This is a genomic window from Rahnella sp. PD4 (assembly GCF_049199325.1).
Taxonomy (GTDB): Bacteria; Pseudomonadota; Gammaproteobacteria; order Enterobacterales; family Enterobacteriaceae; genus Rahnella; species Rahnella perminowiae.
On sequence record NZ_JBLZQF010000001.1, the window covers coordinates 427,733 to 442,890 of the forward strand.

At 51.9% G+C, this 15,158-nt stretch carries 10 protein-coding genes; 5 read left to right on the forward strand and 5 right to left on the reverse strand.

What is annotated here, in order from left to right; genetic code table 11:
• The first annotated feature begins 314 nt into the window (after nucleotides 1-314).
• Both ACOZIO_RS01865 and ACOZIO_RS01870 read left to right on the forward strand, forming a co-directional pair.
• Nucleotides 315-2,621, forward strand: coding sequence for an FdhF/YdeP family oxidoreductase (locus ACOZIO_RS01865; RefSeq protein WP_217138657.1), 2,307 nt, complete (start codon nucleotides 315-317; stop codon nucleotides 2,619-2,621).
• A gap of 149 nt (nucleotides 2,622-2,770) precedes the next feature.
• Nucleotides 2,771-4,714: an exoribonuclease II gene (locus ACOZIO_RS01870; protein ID WP_129951318.1), complete on the forward strand. Its 1,944-nt coding sequence runs from the start codon at nucleotides 2,771-2,773 to the stop codon at nucleotides 4,712-4,714.
• A 123-nt stretch (nucleotides 4,715-4,837) separates the two neighbouring features.
• On the opposite strand, the gene cbl is transcribed toward ACOZIO_RS01870, so the two are convergent.
• Nucleotides 4,838-5,791 (reverse strand): HTH-type transcriptional regulator Cbl, encoded by a 954-nt coding sequence (cbl, locus tag ACOZIO_RS01875; RefSeq protein WP_129951319.1) that lies wholly within the window; start codon nucleotides 5,789-5,791, stop codon nucleotides 4,838-4,840.
• Between the two features lie 196 nt (nucleotides 5,792-5,987).
• Nucleotides 5,988-6,932, reverse strand: a complete 945-nt coding sequence (locus ACOZIO_RS01880; protein ID WP_217138658.1) for a 2-hydroxyacid dehydrogenase — start codon at nucleotides 6,930-6,932, stop codon at nucleotides 5,988-5,990.
• A gap of 211 nt (nucleotides 6,933-7,143) precedes the next feature.
• Between ACOZIO_RS01880 and glgX the strand changes: the two genes are divergently transcribed.
• A complete protein-coding gene (glgX, locus tag ACOZIO_RS01885; RefSeq protein ID WP_129951321.1) occupies nucleotides 7,144-9,429 on the forward strand; it encodes a glycogen debranching protein GlgX in 2,286 nt (761 codons plus the stop codon).
• A gap of 134 nt (nucleotides 9,430-9,563) precedes the next feature.
• Here glgX and apbE read toward each other — a convergent pair whose 3' ends face one another.
• Nucleotides 9,564-10,604, reverse strand: a complete 1,041-nt coding sequence (apbE, locus tag ACOZIO_RS01890; protein WP_421594870.1) for an FAD:protein FMN transferase ApbE — start codon at nucleotides 10,602-10,604, stop codon at nucleotides 9,564-9,566.
• A gap of 114 nt (nucleotides 10,605-10,718) precedes the next feature.
• Nucleotides 10,719-11,285, reverse strand: coding sequence for a DNA endonuclease SmrA (smrA, locus tag ACOZIO_RS01895; protein ID WP_217156697.1), 567 nt, complete (start codon nucleotides 11,283-11,285; stop codon nucleotides 10,719-10,721).
• Nucleotides 11,286-11,499: 214 nt separating this feature from the next.
• Here smrA and ACOZIO_RS01900 point away from each other — a divergent pair, with 214 nt between their 5' ends.
• The gene (locus tag ACOZIO_RS01900; RefSeq protein WP_217234209.1) at nucleotides 11,500-12,315 is read left to right on the forward strand and encodes a mannosyl-3-phosphoglycerate phosphatase-related protein; all 816 of its coding nucleotides are present in this window, start codon (nucleotides 11,500-11,502) and stop codon (nucleotides 12,313-12,315) included.
• Between the two features lie 119 nt (nucleotides 12,316-12,434).
• On the forward strand, nucleotides 12,435-13,655 hold the full coding sequence (locus tag ACOZIO_RS01905; RefSeq protein ID WP_129951325.1) for a glycosyl transferase: 1,221 nt from the start codon (nucleotides 12,435-12,437) through the stop codon (nucleotides 13,653-13,655).
• Nucleotides 13,656-13,734: 79 nt separating this feature from the next.
• Here the strand turns inward: ACOZIO_RS01905 and ACOZIO_RS01910 are convergent, their stop codons facing one another.
• Nucleotides 13,735-14,760, reverse strand: coding sequence for a TerC/Alx family metal homeostasis membrane protein (locus tag ACOZIO_RS01910; protein WP_217138662.1), 1,026 nt, complete (start codon nucleotides 14,758-14,760; stop codon nucleotides 13,735-13,737).
• Nucleotides 14,761-15,158: the final 398 nt, after the last annotated feature.

The window sequence follows — 15,158 nt, forward strand, 5'->3', positions numbered from 1 at the left end:
TGAAACGGTTCTGTTACAACTTGCGTTAATTTTCACCAAAAACCTCATCCGCCGCTGCAATCAGGTTTTGTTATCGCAACACGCTGTTTTCATAACAGATCAAATACAGGGATGAACCCCTTTTCTTTCAGGGAATTTCCGTTATTCCCCGATATTTTATTGCGATAGAGGATTTCTATCGCTCCATCACAGCATTCGATTAGACGTTCTTGCATGCCCCTCCTAAACTTGTGACATAAAATTAACAATCCGGATAACAATTCATCATCCGGTTTGTTCACAGACAAAACAAAAACCACCTGCGAAGCATAACTATGAAATTCAAAACTGAGATCAAACCCTACCACGGCGCGGCCGGCGGCTGGGGTGCACTTGAATCAACCACCCGTTTCGTCTTCGACAGTAAGAAAGTCCTTTCAAACTTACGTAACCTGATGCGTGTTAACAAAGGTCGAGGTTTTGACTGCCCGGGTTGTGCCTGGGGGGATGATAATCACAGTACTTTCAGCTTCTGCGAAAACGGTGCGAAAGCCGTCAGTTGGGAAGCCACCCGTAAAGCTGTTGAACCCGAATTCTTCGCTCAACACAGTGTGAGCAAACTGCGTGCGCAGAGCGATTACTTCCTCGAATATCAGGGTCGTCTGACCCATCCGATGCGTTATAACCGCACCACCGACCATTACGAACCTATCAGCTGGGATGCCGCATTCTCACTGATCGCCAGTCATCTGAATGGACTGGAAAGCCCGGATCAGGCGGATTTCTACACCTCCGGTCGTGCGAGTAACGAAGCCTCTTATTTGTATCAGGTGTTCGGCCGAATGTTCGGGACGAACAACTTCCCTGACTGCTCAAACATGTGCCACGAAGCCAGTGGTGTTGGCCTGAAACAAAGTATCGGCGTCGGTAAAGGCACCATCCGCCTGGATGATTTTGAGAAAGCCGATGCGATTTTCGTCTTCGGTCAGAATCCGGGCACTAACCACCCGCGTATGCTGCACAGCCTGCGTCATGCGTCCGACCGGGGTGCAAAAGTGGTCAGTTTTAACACCCTGCGTGAACGGGGTCTGGAGCGTTTCGCTGATCCGCAAAAACCGCTGGAAGTGGTGACACCGAAAGCCGGTCGCATCAGCGCAGCCTATTATCAGCCAAACCTTGGCGGTGATATGGCCGCTGTACGCGGAATGGTTAAAGCGCTATTGCAGACTCACCGCGAACGTATTGCTTCCGGCCAGCCTTCCCTGTTTGATGAAGAATTTATCGCAGCCCACTGTGCCGGTGTCGATGAGTATCTGGCCGTGGTCGATGCCACCAGCTGGGAAAAAATCACTGGACAGTCAGGTCTGAGCGAACAGGACTTGCGCGAAGCGGCATCTATTTATATGAATGCAGAACGTGTGATTTGTACCTGGGCAATGGGTGTGACGCAACATAAACACTCCGTACCGACCGTGCGTGAAATCACCAACCTTCAACTGTTGTTTGGTCAGCTTGGCAAGCCTGGCGCCGGTTTGTGTCCGGTTCGCGGTCACAGCAATGTGCAGGGTAACCGCACCATGGGTATCGATGAAAAAGCGCCAGCCGCCCTGCTGGATGCGATGGAAAGCCACTTCAAATTCACGCCACCGCGTGTACCGGGGCACAACACGGTTGAAGCACTGGAAGCCATGCTGCGTAAAGAAGCCAGGGTCCTGATCTGCCTCGGGGGTAATCTGGCGGCGGCGGCACCGGATACGCCACGTACCGAGCAGGCGCTGAGCAATCTGGAACTGTCAGTTCAGATCAGCACCAAACTAAACCGTACGCACCTGACACCCGGCGCAGAAGCGCTGATTCTGCCAACGCTGGGCCGTACCGAGCTGGATATGCAGGCAACCGGTTCGCAATTTATCACGGTTGAAGACTCCTTCAGCATGGTCCATGCCTCCGAAGGTGTGGGGATCCCGTTATCCAAAGAGCAGCGTTCGGAAACGGCAATTGTCTGCGGTATCGCCAATGCCGTTCTGGGTGATAAATACCTTGACTGGATGGCGCTGGCTGACGATTACAATCTGATCCGTGATCATATTGAAGCCACCATTCCGGGTTTCAAAGATTTCAATGCGCGCTGCGATATTAAAGGCGGTTTCTATCTCGGTAATGCGGCAGCAGAACTGAAATTCAACACCCTGAGCGGTAAGGCGAATTTCAGTGCATCACCGTTGCCAGAAGTGTTGATTCCGATGGGCGACCGGAATGCACCGTTCACCCTGCAAACGTTACGTTCACACGACCAATATAACACCACCATTTACGGCCTTGATGACCGTTACCGTGGCGTTTACGGCCAGCGTGAGGTGCTGTTTATCCACCCGCAGGATCTGGCGGATCTCGGCCTGCAAGACGGCGAACTGGTAGAAATCGAAACGCTGTGGAATGACGGTGTTGAGCGTAAAGTCACAGGTTTCAAACTGGTCAGCTATGATATTCCACGCGGTAACCTGGCGGCCTATTATCCGGAAACCAACCCGCTGGTGCCGATGTCCAGTTTTGGTGATCAGACCCACACCCCGACCTCGAAAGCTGTGCCGGTGACTATCCGTCGCTGCCAACCAAAAGTTGACCTGCAACGTATCGCATAAGTGTTACTTGCGAGACATCGCGTAAATCTCCCCTTTCGCTTCAGGGTTATGAGGCGAAAGGGGCAGATGCTGCTTGCCCGAAGGGGCCAGATCGCGTAAAACTGTCTGCCGCTAATCGAGCCACATTAACCCCCAATTCTCTGGACGATATGTTTCAAGATAACCCGCTGCTCGCGCAGCTAAAACAGCAACTTCACTCTCAGACTCCACGTGTTGAAGGCATCGTGAAAGGCACTGAGAAAGGCTTTGGCTTTCTTGAAGTAGAGGGTCAAAAAAGCTATTTCATTCCCCCTCCGTACATGAAAAAAGTCATGCACGGGGATCGCGTTATCGCTTCACTGCAAACCGAAAAAGAGCGTGAAGTCGTCCAGCCGGAAAAGTTGGTTGAACCTTTTCTCAGCCGTTTTGTTGGCCGTGTAACGAAGAAAGATGACCGCCTTTCTGTCATTCCTGATCATCCTTTATTACGTGATGCTATTCAGTGCCGCGTTGCCCGCAATATCAATCATGAAGTGAGCGACGGTGACTGGTGTGTGGCTGAGATGCGCCGCCACCCGCTGAAAGAAGGCGACCACAGTTTCCAGGCTGAAATCACCGAATGGATCACGACCGGGGCCGACGAACTTGCGCCGTGGTGGGTGACGCTGGCCCGTCATAACCTCGAACGTGAAGCACCAAAAACGGATATTGCCGAACTGCGCGATGAAGGTCTGACCCGCGAAGACCTGACTGCCCTGCCATTTGTCACTATTGACAGCGGCAGTACGCAGGACATGGATGACGCACTGTATGTTAAAGACAACGGTGACGGCACCCTGCAAATGACTGTCGCGATTGCTGACCCGACGGCTTACGTCAGCGAAGGCAGCGATCTGGACAATATTGCGAAAAAACGCGCCTTCACCAACTATTTGCCAGGCTTCAACATCCCGATGCTGCCGCGCGAATTGTCCGATGATATCTGTTCACTGTGGCCGGACGTCAGCCGTCCGGTTCTGGCGTGTTCTGTTACCGTGGGCACTGATGGCTCACTGGGCAGCGACATTCGCTTCTTCGCCGCGACTATCGAATCAAAAGCCAAGCTGGCGTATGACGACGTGTCTGACTGGCTGGAAGCGGATGAGAAAAGCGAATGGCAACCGGCCAGCGATGTGATTGCCTCCCAGATCCGCCTGCTGAAACGCGTCTGTGACGTGCGCAGTGCATGGCGTACCGAGCATGCACTGGTGTTCAAAGATCGTCCTGATTACCGCTTCGTGCTGGGTGAGAAAGGCAATGTACTGGAAATCATCGCTGAGCATCGCCGCATTGCCAACCGCATTGTTGAAGAATCGATGATTGCCGCCAACGTCTGTGCAGCGATTGCCCTACGTGACAGCCTCGGTTTTGGCGTTTACAACGTGCATACCGGTTTTGACCCGTTACTGGTTGAAAACGCAATCACCGTGTTGCAGGCCAATGACGTTGAGGCTAATGCTGAAGAACTGCTGACCCTGCCAGGTTTCTGCGCACTGCGTCGCAAGCTTGATGCTTTACCCACGCAGTTCCTTGACAGCCGCATCCGCCGTTTCCAGACCTTTGCGGAAATCAGCACCACGCCAGGGCCGCACTTCGGTCTGGGCCTGGAAGCTTACGCCACCTGGACATCACCTATCCGTAAATACGGCGATATGGTGAACCACCGTTTGCTGAAAGCGATGATCCTGCAACAGTCTGCTGAAAAACCTCAGGATGACATGACCCTTCAGTTGGCAGAACGTCGCCGTGCTAACCGCATGGCCGAGCGTGACGTCGGTGACTGGCTGTATGCCCGTTATCTGGAAGATAAAGTCGGTACTGAGGTTAAGTTCAGCGCCGAGATCATCGATGTCACGCGCGGCGGCCTGCGTGTCCGTCTGCAAGATATCGGTGCCGTAGCATTTATCCCGGCTCCGTTCCTGCACAGTGTGCGTGATGAGCTGGTCTGCAGCGCAGAGACGGGCACCGTGCTGATCAAAGGTGAAGTGGCCTATCGTCAGAGTGACATCATTGATGTGAACATTGCGGAAGTCCGCATGGAAAACCGGAATGTGATTGCCAAACCGGCAGTTTAAGGTTTCGCTTTCAGCGAAGATAAAAAACCGGTCATTTGACCGGTTTTTTTATGTCCTAAAGCGGCAGTGCTGAGAAAGTGCTCTGTTCGCTCCTCCCCCTTCGCAGGGAGCCAGCCCGTTATCTCAGATCTGATAGTCAATCACCGGTTCGCCGCCCGTTGCAAACACCTTCTCTTTAATCTCATTGACCGACAGCCCCGGATTACATAACTCGATAAATCGCCAGACGTAGTTTCTCTGCAACTGGGCTTTCTTCAGCCCCAGCCAGACCGTATTGGCTTCAAATAAATGTTCCGCGTTGATCAACTGAAGACCGGTATCACGGTTGGCTTCAAATGCTTTATCAGCCAGGATCCCCACGCCCAGTCCCAGTTCGACGTATGTCTTAATCACATCAGAATCCTGCGCACTCAGCACGATATCAGCGGTCAGTGCGGCACGGCTGAAAGCCTCATCAAGACGGGAACGTCCGGTGATACCCTGACGATAGGTGATCAAAGGCTGTTCGCTCAGATGCTGTAACGTCAGCGGGTGTTGCAGCGTCAGCGGATGCCCCTGCGGTACCACGATGGCATGATGCCAGCGGTAATAAGGAAATGCGGCGACTGACGGATCATTCATTAGCCTTTCACTGGCGATGGCCACATCCGCCTGCCCGCTGAGCAACATTGCCAGCACTTCCTGTGGTGAACCCTGGTGTAACTCGAGACGGACCCCCGGATAAATCGCACGGAAGGCTTTGATAACTTTAGGCAAACTGTAACGTGCCTGAGTGTGAGTGGTGGCGATGGTCAGCACACCCGCGTCTTCTTTGGAGAAAACATCCGCCAGACGCCGGATATTCTGCGCCTCGTTAAGAATTCTCTCGGCGACTGCCAGCAACTCTTTACCCGGCTCAGTCAGCCCCAGTAAGCGCTTTCCACGACGGATAAATATCTCAACGCCCAGCTCATCTTCCAGCTCGCGGATATGACGGCTGACACCTGACTGCGACGTGAACAGCATGTTCGATACTTCTGTCAGGTTGTAATTGCATCGCGCTGATTCCCGTATAATTTTGAGTTGTTGAAAGTTCACCGCAGTCTGCCTCTTTGCTTGCCGAAAACCCTATTGTTACGATCTGTTGCTATGCCAGACAAATAAGAAAAAGCGGTTACTTATGCTTTTTACGACTATAGGAGACAGGCGATGATTTTTGACGATCGTAAAAAACGCCGGTAACCGGCGTTTTCAGGTTTTAAAACCTCTCAGCAACATGCTAACAATCCGCAGATTACTCTGGCACCGGCGTCATGACCGGTTTCCCGCTAAAATGAGCCTCAAGGTTTGCCAGAACCAGTGTCAGCATGTTTTCGACGGATTCCGGCGAACGACCTGCAACATGTGGCGTGAGCACCAGATTATCCAGCGTGAACATTTCCGGCGGCACCTGCGGCTCACCGTCCACCACATCCAGCGCGGCACCGGCGATGGCATTATTGTGCAGGCTGGCAATCAGTGCGGCACTGTCCACCACGCTTCCCCGCGCGATATTAATCAAAAAACCTTCAGGCCCCAGCGCATGTAGCACCGCGGCGTCCACCAGCCTGACAGTGTTTTTGCCGCCCGGCGTCGCCACCACCAGATAATCAGCCCATTCAGCCAGATCCGTGGTCGTGAGGAAATAACGGTACGGGCTGTCTTCCTGTTGCCGCCGGTTGTGATACCCAATCTCCATATCAAATCCGCCTGATGCGCGGCGGGCAATCAATGCACCGATGTTACCCAGGCCGATAATACCCAGACGTTTACCCGCCATTCCCGGTGTATTCCAGCGCGTTTTTTTCCATTCCCCCGTGCGTACGGCGGCATCAAATTGGGGAATTCTTCGGGTAATAGCCAGCATCAGGGCCAGCGTATGGTCCGCCACTGAGGCGTTATTGGTGCCGGGGCCATTGGTGACATGAATACCCCGTTGTCTTGCTGCAGCGACATCAATATGTTCAAAGCCCACTCCCTGCGCACAAATGATTTCCAGTGCCGGTAACACCTCCATTTCCGTTGCGCTTAATCCGATGCTGCCAATGGTTAATACCCCGCGGATTTGCCGGGCGATCTGCGGATCGAGGTTTGCGCGCTGTTCAGGCGAGGTCGCAAAATAAAGGCAAAAACCGGCGGCCTCAAAACGGCCAGGATAGCCAGCATCAAGTTCAATATGGCTGAGCAACGCAATGGTCATGGAGTTTCCTCGGGATAATGTCAGTCAATCACTAGCAGGCTAGCTTTTTCGCTTTCACTATCAACGATGCGCTTTCCCTTGTACAGCTTTTCGGCGGTTTACAGGAGAAGTTACCAAGTCCGGTCTACACTGCTTGTTATCGTCTGCATGCACGCAGTCGACCCCTTCGGCAATTTTTGTCAGATTTCCCTGAAACGGAGTGACGTCAAGTATGGCAAAGGCCCGATCCAGCAAGAAGATAAGTAAGCCTGTTGTAACAACGGAAGAAACCCGCACCATTCCGGCACATTTACAGGTTGATATTGCAGTAGATGAGTTTGGCGTGCGGATTATTGAGCCTTACAGTGATGGTGAGATTGTTCGCAGTTTCGATTCCGGGCACACCACACGGGTACGCGAAGGATTGCCGGTGCCACTGGGTGCGACCTGGGACGGACTGGGCGTCAATTTCGCGCTGTTTTCAGCTAACGCCACCAAGGTTGAGCTGTGTCTTTTTAACGAAGACGGTGAGCAATACGATGTCATCGAACTTCCGGAATATACCGATGAAGTCTGGCACGGTTATCTGCCGGATGCCCGTCCCGGCCTGCTGTATGCCTATCGCGTACACGGCCCCTATGCGCCGCACGATGGCCACCGGTTTAATCCCGCCAAGTTACTGCTCGACCCTTACGCCAAACAGATTGTCGGCGAACTGAAATGGGACGATGCGCTGTTCGCCTATGACCTGCAAAGCCCGAAGAAAGATTTGCACATTGATAATACTGACAGCGCCGCGTTTTTGCCTAAATGCCGGGTGATTGATCCCGCATTCTCGTGGGCCCGTTCCCGAAAAAGACACATTCCCTGGGAAAAAACTCTGATTTATGAGACGCATGTCCGCGGTTATACCATGCGCCATCCGGCAGTACCCGAGCATCTGCGCGGCACGTTTTCCGGCATGAGCACGCCACATATCGTGGACTATATCCGTTCTCTCGGCGTCACGTCTGTCGAGCTGATGCCTGTTCATGCTTTTACCGATGACCGGCATTTGCAGGATAATGGTCTGCATAATTTCTGGGGTTATAACACGCTGAGTTTCTTTGCGCCGCATCCGCAATATATGGCGACGCAAACCGTTAATGAGTTCAAACAGATGATTGCCACCCTGCATGCCGCAGGCATTGAGGTCATTCTGGATGTCGTTTATAACCACACCGCCGAAGGTAACGAGCTGGGTCCGACGCTGTCTTTCAAAGGTATCGACAACGCCAGCTATTACCGGCTGATGCCGGACAATAAGCGTTATTATATAAACGATACCGGTACCGGCAATACGCTCAATCTCAGCCATCCCCGCGTATTACAGATGGTCACCGACTCGCTGCGATACTGGGCAACTGAAATGCAGGTCGATGGTTTTCGCTTTGATCTGGCAACCATCCTCGGACGTGAAAGCTATGGTTTTGATGAGGGCTGCGGCTTTCTCGACACCTGCCGCCAGGATCCTATCCTCAGCCAATGTAAACTGATCGCCGAACCCTGGGATTGTGGCCCCGGCGGATATCAGGTGGGCGGCTTCCCGCCAGGCTGGATGGAATGGAACGACCGGTTCCGTGACACGGTGCGTAAATTCTGGCGTGGCGATGAAGGTCAGCTGGCGCAGTTTGTTACACGACTTTCCGGTTCAGCAGACTTGTTTAATCACCGGGGCCGCAAGCCTTATGCTTCCGTGAATTTCATTACTGCCCACGACGGTTTCACGCTCAATGACTGGGTGTCGTATGCCAATAAACACAACGAGGCAAATGGCGAAAACGGCGAAGATGGCAGCGATAACAACATTTCCGCGAACTATGGTGTGGAAGGCCCGACTGACGATCCGGCCATCAATGAACTGCGACAGCGGCAAATGCGCAATATGCTGGCGACGTTGTTGCTTTCTCAGGGGACGCCGATGCTGCTTGCGGGTGATGAGTTTGGCCGCTCGCAGAACGGCAATAACAACGCCTATTGTCAGGACACGGATATTGCCTGGGTAAACTGGGATATTGGAGACAAAGGCAAGGCGCTGTTGCTATTCACCTACCGGCTCATTGCTTTGCGTAAACGCTTCCCGATATTGCACCGGGGACGCTTCCTGACTGGCGCGCTGCATGAAAAACTGGGAGTGAAGGATGTGAGCTGGTTCCAGCCACAGGGGCAGGAAATGTCCGATGCAGCCTGGAAAGATCCCCATGCCAAATGCATTGCGATGTTGCTCGATGGCCGTGCCCAGCCGACCGGTCTGGTGCGGCAGGGCTCGCTAAGCACGGTACTGCTACTGTTCAACGCGTCACATGAAGACGTGGTGTTCACGTTGCCTTCGGTGGCGCATGGTGAAAGCTGGCGACATATTTTCGATACCTTCCAGCCGGATGACATCAACGAGCATAACTTTGAATTTGGCCGCGAGTACATCTGCACGTCCCGCACTGTGGTGTTATTCGAGCTGCTCAGCACCGCGAAACACTAAGGTTTTGGCGCGGCTTCAGATTAATAAGCATCTGAAGCCGCGCCTGCCGCCCTGCTGCATAAAGTGCACAGTCATGCCTTCAGACAGCCCTGTTCCGCCGGGCTTTGCATCCAAACGGCACCGTGAGCCTTAACCTATTCCGGGTCTTTCAGATAGGCTTTGAATTGCTCAGACATGTAGCTTTTAAACGTGTCGCCGTCTTTGGTGATGAGGTACACCGCCAGATGTTGTTGCTCTGCCAGCGCCAGCGCTTTACGGGTCCCCAACACCATCAGGCCAGTATCCCAGCCGTCCGCTTCCAGCGCCGTCGGCGCAATCACTGTCGCCGATACCAGTTTGTGCGTGATCGGCGAACCGGTCGCCGGATCAATGATGTGCGAGAGACGTTTGCCATTGAGTTCGTAATAATTACGATAACTGCCGGAGGTGCTGATCCCCATGCCCTGTAAATCAACAATCGCCTGTACCGCCGTTTCTTTATCAGTTGGTTTCTGAATTGCCACCTGCCAGGGTTTGCCCTGCGCGTTATGCCCGCGGGAAACCACCGCGCCACCAACTGACACCAGATAATTGCTGATGCCGTTACCTTCTATTAAACGTGCCAGATGATCAGTCGCGTAGCCTTCGCCCACGGTCGAGAGATCAACATACATACCGGCTAAATCTTTTTGAAGGTACTGTCCGTCCCTTTGCTGGATCACTTTAAGATGCTGTAAACCGGTGCGGGCGCGGGCGGCATCGATTTGTTCCGGCGTCGGGATTTTTACCGGTTGTTTGTCCGGCCCGAATCCCCACAGATTCACCAGCGGGCCGACAGTGATATCCATCGCGCCGCCAGTGAGCCGGCCAATACGGAGGGAGGTGATAACCGCATCCGCCATCCCCTGACTGACGGGCTGCGGCACGTTGCCCTGATATTGATTAAAACGCGACAGTACAGAGTCATCTTTGTAAGTCGACAACTGGTGATCATCTTCCTTGAGCTGCATTTCAATTTGTTCACGCAGCGCCGGTTCCCGGTTTTTATCCACGCCAGCCAGACTGACACGGTAAAACGTACCCATCGTTTTGCCCTCAATCACCAGTGGCTCAGGAACATTGCGATCGCAGGCAGATAAAAGGCTGACGCCGCACAACACAAGTGTACAGCGCAGGTAAACCGGTTTTAAGAACATGGATATAACTCGATTAGGTGCCCGTCACCGGGCATGAAAAGTATCAGGACAGTAAAGGGTAATGCTTAAACCACGGCACAACGGACACCCCGTTGACCGGTCGCGCCATAAAAATTACCGGCTGCGTTTTGCATGGCGCTCCCAGTTCTCCTGTTTTGCCTGCGCGGTTTTCTTCAACGCGACATAACAGGCACCGGCTCCGCCGTCTTTCTGAACAGCAACGCAAAACGCCTGCACGTCGTCGAGCTGCTGCAGCCATTTGGCAATATAACTGCGTACAATATTTGCATGACTTTCATCTTCCCGACCACGCCCGTGAATGATCAGCAAAGTGCGTAAATTTTCAGCCTGCGCCTGACAGAAAAAAGTGAAAAGTTCCTGACGGCACTGCTCTACTGGCTTGCGCAGCAGGTTCAGGCTGGCTTCCAGCGGATATTTCCCCTGCCGGAGTTTATCCAGCACTCCCTGTTGCACACCGTCGTGTTTGTATTCGAGAGGCTCATCGCAAGGCTGAATATTCAGAAAACCGGTAGTCAGCGGATTCTCACGCACTTCTGACACCGTATCTGCACTCACCTTATGCCCGGAAGCGGAGTTTTTGAGGTAGACCACCCGTTTATCCGACGCCAGTGGCTGTACACCTGCCATCTCCTGACTGAATAAATCATCATCTTCGCTCATCTGATTACCTCTTTTTCAGCGGTGGAACTGCACCAAATTATCGCCATAAACCCGCTGCGGGTAAAGCCGCATGCCAGTGGAACTGCGCCGGTAAAAATTCCGGAAATGGCCTGACAACCGTTAAAACTCATTTTTATATCTATACTTAGCTGCTGGGGAAGAAGTAAACCATTGAGCTTACGCTGACATTCCCTGCCCCAATTGAGGAGAAAAGATGCCTTACCTTGATGATCCCTTGATTATTTTCACTGACCTGGATGGCTCATTGCTTGACCATCATGATTACAGTTGGCAACCCGCGCAGCCCTGGCTGGATAAACTCTCGGCGGCACAGGTTCCGTTAATTTTGACGACCAGCAAAACGTCAGCCGAAGTGGCGGAATTGCAATCTGCCCTGAACCTGACACAACAGCCTTTTATTGCAGAAAATGGCGCAATCATTCACTTGCCGCCTGACTGGCGGGACGAAGCCGCCGTGCCATTTCACATTTCCGGCGCGGGTTATCCTGAGATCCGCCAGATTCTGGTGGCTCTGCGCCAGCGTTATGATTTCGAGTTTCGTGGCTTTGGTGATGTCACGGCCAGGCAGGTTGCCCTGTGGACCGGACTCACAGAGGAAGAGGCAGCACTGGCGATGCAGCGTGATGCATCTGAACCGCTGCTCTGGTTCGGTAATGATCTGGATTTCGCACGCCTGAAAAAATGTCTGATGCGCGAAGGCCTCTCACTGACACGCGGCGGGCGTTTCTGGCATGTGATGGGAACCGGTGCCGGTAAAGGTCAGGCGGTGCAATGGTTATCAGATCGCTATCAGCAAAAACGCGGTCAGCCGGTGATAAGCATGGGTCTGGGAGATGGTCCGAATGATTTATCAATGCTGGAAGCGGTGAATTATGCCGTGGTGATCAAAGGCCATCATGAGCATGAGATGCCGCTGCAGCGGGAGGATGTGGCACATATTTTTCGCACTGATGAGCCTGGCCCGCACGGCTGGAGTCAGGGGCTGAATCATTTTATTACCCTTCGTTGAGGGTAATACGTAAAAGGCAAATGACTTTATTAATAGATTGTTTTCACATTGTTTAACGTTTTGTGTTTACACAGAAGACTTCCAATAATTTTATCTATTCTAAAATTGGAGAATACCGTATGAGCGATTTTTATCAGGATGGTGTCATTACTAATTTCCATAATCTGACAAACCGTAAAGTTGAAGAACTCGAATACGATTTGCAGGTGTTCTCCGGCCGCCGTTCGATGGGATTAATATTACCGTCATTATTTTCCGAACTGGAAGGCCCGGCGCTGAGCCGTATCGTTGATGAGCTGACGAAAGTCCCCTATCTGGAAGAAATCGTTATTGGATTAGATCGCGCTGACCGCGATCAATTTTTATTTGCCCGCGAATTTTTCTCCCGACTGCCACAACGTCACCGCATTTTATGGAATGACGGTCCGCGCCTGACAGCACTGGATGAAGAGCTGAAGAAAGAAAATCTTTCGCCCAATGAACCCGGTAAAGGTCGTAATGTCTGGTTTTGTGTGGGCTACACGCTGGCCTCACGCCGCACCTCTGTCGTCGGGCTGCATGATTGTGACATTGTCACTTATAGCCGTGAGATGCTGGCGCGTCTGATGTATCCGGTGGCGAATCCGAACTTCCACTACGATTTTTGCAAAGGCTATTATGCCCGTGTGGCAGACGGAAAATTCAACGGTCGTGTCGGCCGCCTGCTGGTCTTCCCGTTACTGAAATCCCTGCAAATCGTTTACGGCCACTCTGATTTTCTTGAGTATCTGCGTACTTTCCGTTATCCGCTTTCCGGTGAATTCGCGATGCGCACGCATGTTCTGAACGATTTACGTATTCCGAGTGACTGGGGGCTGGAAATTGGCGTGTTGTCAGAATTGCATCGAAATACGGCGACCAAACGTATTTGCCAGGTGGATATCGCCGACAATTACGATCATAAGCACCAGCCGATGTCAGAAGAAGATGCGTCAAATGGTTTACAGCGCATGAGTATTGATATCACCAAAGCGCTGTACCGTAAGATGGCAATTCTGGGTGTCAATATTACCAGTGAGTCTTTCCGGATACTGAAAGCCACTTATTACCGGAATGCGCTGGATATGATTGACGGATTTGAAAATGATGCGCGTATGAACGGTTTGTCTTTTGACCGTCACAGCGAGGAATCGGCAGTAGAATTGTTCTCGGGCGCGATCATGGAAGCGGGTCAGGCTTTTGTGGATACACCGAGCGAAAAACCCTTTATCCCCAGCTGGAGCCGCGTGCAATCAGCCTTCCCTGATATGCTTGACCGCATTCATGAGGCGGTTGAAAAAGATAACGAAGGCGACGTGTAACGCCGTTTCAAACGAATGACCACTGAACGTAAAAACGCTGCAATCGCAGCGTTTTTTATGGGTGAATCTCAGGGTTGTGTTATACGGCGTCTTTTTTTCCGGGGAAAAGTAAGCTGGCAATAATACCTAACGCCAGAACGCCCAGCACCACATAAAGGCTGGCTAATGCGCTGATTTCAATACCATGATGCCACAAGTGATTACTGGCGTTCAGCGCCAGTTTGGCGGCCACGAAGAACAGCAGGAAAATTACTGATTTCTCCAGATGCACCAGATATTTACGCAGCGCTTCCAGCACAAAATACATCGTACGCAGACCGAGAACGGCAAACATCATTGCGGAATACACAATCAGGGGTTCACGACTGACAGCGATCACAGCGGGCACGCTGTCAAAGGCAAACATCAGATCAGAAATTTCCACCACGGCGATGCACAGCAATAACGGCGTTGCATAGCGCATGCCCTTCTTCACGGTAAAACTGAATCCCTGATTTTCAGGCTTTGCCAGTTCAGCTTCTACCTGCTCACTGCTGACCAGAAAATGTGGCCCCACCAGTTTAGGAAATACCGGGAAGAAACGGCGCACCAGTCGGTTGGCAATATGATCAGAGTAATCATCAGTTTCCTCATCATCTTTCCCGGCGCGCATCATCAGAATAGCGGTCCAGAGAATAACCACCGCAAATACCATTTCTACCCAGGGCCCCAGTGCCAGCAAACCGGTACCAATCACCACGAAAATGCCGCGGAAAACAATCGCGCCAATCACCCCCCAGTAAAGAATGCGGTGACGATAGCCATCCGGTACTTTAAACCAGGCGAAAATGGCCATAATCACAAACAGGTTATCAATGGAAAGTACCTGTTCCAGTGCATAACCGGTGAGGAAAAGACTGGCGACTTCCTTCCCGTGGTGAATATATAAAAATCCGGCAAAACTCAGAGAAACAGCGATCCAGAATACAGTCCAGAGGGAGGCACTTATCAGGCCGATAGGCTTATGACTGCGGTGGGCAAAGATGTCGGTCAGCAATGCCGCAACGGCTACAACGATGAAAACGATCGTGGTTTCAAACGGAAACCCCAGAGAATCAGACTGCATTACACCTTTCCTAAAAGTAAACGAAAGCTAAACGAATTAAGGCATTGTAAGCGGTTGTGAGGTGAATGGGTATCAAAGTCGATCCGCCACGGCGTTTTATGCCATAATCCGGGGCGTTTTTTTGCTGCCAGGATTCAAAAAATCTGACCGATACCGCCCCCAGACGGATATTGAAGTTCACATTTCCTCTCTTAAATTGATTCATTCGACTTATTTTCTTAAATCTCAATATTCATTTGCTTAATAAATTGATCCCGCTTTTAAGCTCATTGATTCTCAATTAGCTTCAATTCTTCGTGCAGATCAAAATAATTAGAAAAAAACCCGTTAAAAAACGGGGTTTTTTAACATTTCGCCCTTTTAGCACCTTACAGCCACTTATCACTCGCTGCAAAAGA